This is a genomic window from Lacticaseibacillus camelliae DSM 22697 = JCM 13995 (genome assembly GCF_001311195.1).
GTDB classification, from domain to species: Bacteria; Bacillota; Bacilli; order Lactobacillales; family Lactobacillaceae; genus Lacticaseibacillus; species Lacticaseibacillus camelliae.
In genome coordinates this window covers 1-3,958 of sequence record NZ_BBAJ01000126.1, presented here as the reverse complement: position 1 = coordinate 3,958, position 3,958 = coordinate 1, and the positions used below count along the sequence as shown (strand labels likewise).

Genomic DNA, 3,958 nt, shown 5'->3' with positions numbered 1-3,958 from the left:
TTCGCTCAGGTGCCCGGCTGGCGTCCCAGCCAGCAGCGGCTCCGGCAAGATCTGGCGCAGCTGCAAGTGGTGAGCCTGCACTGCCGGCAAGGTATCAAAGCTCACCAGCTTCATCGCGTCATACTGATCAGTGGCCGGATCAATCGGAAACATCCCTGAGGCGTCACCGATACCGATCACCTTTTGCCCAGATAGCTGCCAGTGCACGTAGCCCGCCAACGTGGTCATGAATGCGATCTGATTAACGTGGTGTTCACCGTTTAAAATCGCTTGATAAAGGTGGGCGACGCTCCAGCGCTGCGGAATGTTGAAGTGAAACAACTGCGATAGCTGCTCCGCGGCCTGGCCCGTGGTGTTATCACGCCAAGTTCGAAACGGTGTCAGCAGTTGGTCGTCGGCATCAAACGCCAAGTAGCCGTGCATCATCGCGCTAATGCCGATCGCCTTGATCTGCGTGATGGGAACGCCGTACTGCGCCTTCACGCGCGCCGCTAAATCTGCGTAAGCGGCCTGAATCCCAACCCACACCTGATCCAGTGAGTAGGTCCAGTGCCCATCGGCCAATGTGTTGGTCCAGCCATAGGCACCCGTCGCCACCGGCGTCAAGTGAGCCGTTAGCAATTCCACTTTGATTTGCGTCGATCCCAGCTCCAGGCCAAGCGTGAGCTGACCGGCTTCAATCGCCGCCTTAATTGAGTTGTCCATCTGATCCCTCCTGCCCATAAAAAAAGAAGTTGCGATCTGTTCGCAACTTCAAGGTAAGCGGTTTATTCTTCGTCATCAAATTGATTTAATTGATTCGACACAATTCAGCTCAGTTTCCTAATCGAGCGCCGCATCACAAGCTCTGCCGGATACTGAATTGAAGCCGGGGTCTGGTGTGCGATCGCCTCAAGCACTGCCTGGCCAGCCGCCTCGCCCATGCGTCGTTTAGGATGAACCACGGTGGTGAGCCCCGGACGCGAATAGCGACTCATCTCATAGTCGTCAAACCCGACCAGCGAAATATCGTCTGGGACCTTGATTCCCACTTCGCCCAGCCAAGAAATCAGGCGAATGGCCAGTTGGTCATTGTAGCAGGCAATCGCAGTAGGCCGTGACTCCCCATTGACGACATCCAGAATGCGGGCCTTCAGGTCAGCAAGGTGATCACCGGATTGGTACAGCATGACGTTTCCGGTAGATAAGGTCGGCTGGTTCGCCTGATAAGCCTGAACAAATCCCTGCATGCGATCGACGCCCTGCTGGTCATCGATTTGAAAAAGGCCAAGGATCTGGCGGTGTCCCTGCTTTAGCAGCGCCTCGATCAGCTGACGCTCCCCACCTGCGTCATCGACCGTCAGCGTCGGAAAGTCCGTCAGGCCGGTGTAGCCGGCATTGATAAAGACAACTGGAATCCTCGCCAGTGCGATGCGCCGGTAAAGCGCCAGATTGGGATTAGCCATGGCGCTGCGTGTCGGCTCAATAATGAGTCCCGCGACCCCGGTATCCATCATTCGGATCAGGCTGCGCTGCTCGTTTTCAAACTCATTGTGCGTATTGCTCAGCATCAGGCCATAGCCTGCCTCGCTCACAACACTGTCGATGCCGGAAATAATCGGCGGAAAAATGTAGTCTGCCAAGTGCGTTGTAATGACGCCGACAATTTTCTGCGCGGCCTGCTTACGCTGCTTATTGCGCGGATCCGCCACATAAAAGCCGCTGCCCTGCACCGCTCGGATCAGCCCTTCATCTGCCAGCGCCTTTAGGGCCTGACGCAGGCCGTAACGCGAGATGTCAAATTGCGTCAGTAGCGCTTGTTCGGTTGGCAGCTTATCGCCGATCGCATAGCGGCCGGCCATGATGGCTTCTTTTAGTGCCAGACGTACCGCTTCTTTAGTCTGCATGTTCTCACCCCTTATTGATTACAGTAAACCGCCTTTGAAAGATTTATTCAAATCAATTTCCACCGAGTAAGCAAGGTGAGGCCTAAAGATGCCGACGCGCCCGATTTGCGATTACGTGTCAAATGACCACTTTCTAGACTTCTTTCGGGGGACCCATCCGCCACGGTCAGCAATGATTACTGACTGCTTGTCGACCCTGACTCTTGCTGAGGCGTCTGCTGATCAGAAAGAATCTTGCCGATCAGTCGGCGTACTGCTTCGGTGCCGAACTGTGCCGGCAGCTGCGACTTCGGATCCACCGTCTCCGTGTTCAAATGCGTCCGGCTCATAGACGCTCTGAATTCACTTGGAGAAATGCCGACCCGCTGTTTAAAGGTGTGCATAAACTGTTTGGGATCGCCGAAGTACGCCTTATCCCCAACCTCCGCCACCAGTAAATTGGTCGACGCAAGCAGATACTTCGCGTAGCTAATCTTCATATCCAAAATGTACGATTTGAGCGACACGCCCATTTCTCGCTTAAATAATCGACTTAAATAACTCGCATTCAGTTCGAACTGATTGGCCACGTCTCGCACCGTGAGCGTTTTCGAGATGTTGGTCCTAACCCACTCTGAGATCTTTGTTGAAGCCAAGGATTCTGGCTTCTGAACTGGCAAGGTCTTCATAAAATCATTGCTAACTTGGCACAGTAAATACGCAGTAAAGAAATCGTTTTGCCGTTCGCTAACCGGATTTTCATTGACCGCCTGAAGCAACTGGTGAAACAGCAAAAGCAGGCCTTGCGGATCATCGGCCTGATAGACCGCTGGGATCAGCGCATATTGATTTAAAGCAGTCGCGGTGTTTCCCGCTACCCGCTGACGATTTGCGGTACTGATCCGCGAATCAGCATCCGAAATTGGCTGAATAGCCGCAAAGAAATGAATCCAGAACAGTGATACTGCTTCCGTGGTGGCCTGCGTGCCTTCAACGGTTGCATCCGGGGGGATTAATAATGGTTGCCCAGGCCTTAAGGTCACTGGTTCACCGTTTACGCTTAAGTACAAGGTGCCCTTCTCAAGCAGCATCAGCTCAGTATCCGCTGAGTGATGATTACGTCGGTGCTTCCAGGCCGGACCAGCCTTCTTGACAAGATGGCCTGACCACACATGAATAATTGGATCATTAAGCGAAATTAGATACCCCATCATCCACCGCCTTAAGTCAAATTTTCACACCCATTGTACATTAATAACGGTTATAAGATGGCTTGCGCCGGTGTATTCTTCATTGTAGTCCGCGATATCAATGTGCAGGCTAAACAAAAATTTCAGTTTTCTTGAAAAGGAAGTGTGGTTTATTGACCGCAAAATCTAAAGTGACCGTCACGGAACACGGCGTTTCAAGCCTTTCACAATCTGTCCAAACGTCTGCTTTTCAACAGATCATTGACGCCTGTGCAAGTGCTGGCGGCGACGTTATCGAAGTGCCGACCGGCAGGTATGTGATCGGCAGCATCCGCTTGCGGTCAAACATCACGTTAAGACTAAAAGCCGGGGCCGTGCTCGTCGGCAGCGCTAACCTCAATGACTACACTGACTTCAACGAAGCCAACCCGGTCGACTATGTGCATGATCCCTTTTATATTAAAGAATGGCACTTACCGGATCATTACTTCGCGGCACTGATCAGCGCGTATCACGAGCGGAACGTTCAGATTATTGCTGAGAGCGGCAGTGCGATCGACGGGTCCTCACTGACGGATTCTCGTGGGGAAGAAGGATTCCGCGGGCCGATGGGCATCGCCATGGTGGGGGTCAGTCAGCTGACGCTTAAAGGCTACACATTCGTCAATAGCGCCAACTGGTCACACGCACTTCTGGGCTGCCATCATGTCACAATTGACGACGTGCAAATTCGCGGCGGCCACGACGGTTTCAATCTACATCACTCACGGGATATCCGAATTAGTAACTGCGGCGTCTACTCTGGTGATGACACAATCGCTGGCTACGACATTCACCGGCTGACAGTTCGTCATTGCCTGCTAAACACGGCATGCAACAGTATGCGAATCGGCGGTCAGGAGA

4 protein-coding genes are annotated in these 3,958 nt (G+C 52.9%); 1 reads left to right on the top strand and 3 read right to left on the bottom strand.

Annotation, left to right across the window (positions count from 1 at the left end; genetic code table 11):
* The 3 genes from JCM13995_RS13110 to JCM13995_RS13100 form a co-directional block, all read right to left on the bottom strand.
* Nucleotides 1-705, bottom strand: a 705-nt coding sequence (locus JCM13995_RS13110) for an FGGY family carbohydrate kinase (RefSeq protein ID WP_263849695.1), incomplete at its 3' end; no start/stop codon positions are given.
* A 104-nt stretch (nt 706-809) separates the two neighbouring features.
* Complete coding sequence (locus tag JCM13995_RS13105; RefSeq protein WP_054666427.1) at nt 810-1,886, bottom strand: substrate-binding domain-containing protein; 1,077 nt, start codon at nt 1,884-1,886, stop codon at nt 810-812.
* A 176-nt stretch (nt 1,887-2,062) separates the two neighbouring features.
* On the bottom strand, nt 2,063-3,076 hold the full coding sequence (locus JCM13995_RS13100) for an AraC family transcriptional regulator (RefSeq protein WP_054666423.1): 1,014 nt from the start codon (nt 3,074-3,076) through the stop codon (nt 2,063-2,065).
* Nucleotides 3,077-3,228: 152 nt separating this feature from the next.
* Between JCM13995_RS13100 and JCM13995_RS13095 the strand changes: the two genes are divergently transcribed.
* A partial coding sequence (locus JCM13995_RS13095; RefSeq protein WP_263849694.1) for a glycosyl hydrolase family 28 protein occupies nt 3,229-3,958 on the top strand: 730 nt, incomplete at its 3' end.

Bases quoted from the DNA above. Each gene is read 5' to 3' on its own strand.
- JCM13995_RS13105 (WP_054666427.1), bottom strand. From the start codon at position 1,886: ATGCAGACTAAAGAAGCGGTACGTCTGGCACTAAAAGAAGCCATCATG.
- JCM13995_RS13100 (WP_054666423.1), bottom strand. From the start codon at position 3,076: ATGGGGTATCTAATTTCGCTTAATGATCCAATTATTCATGTGTGGTCA.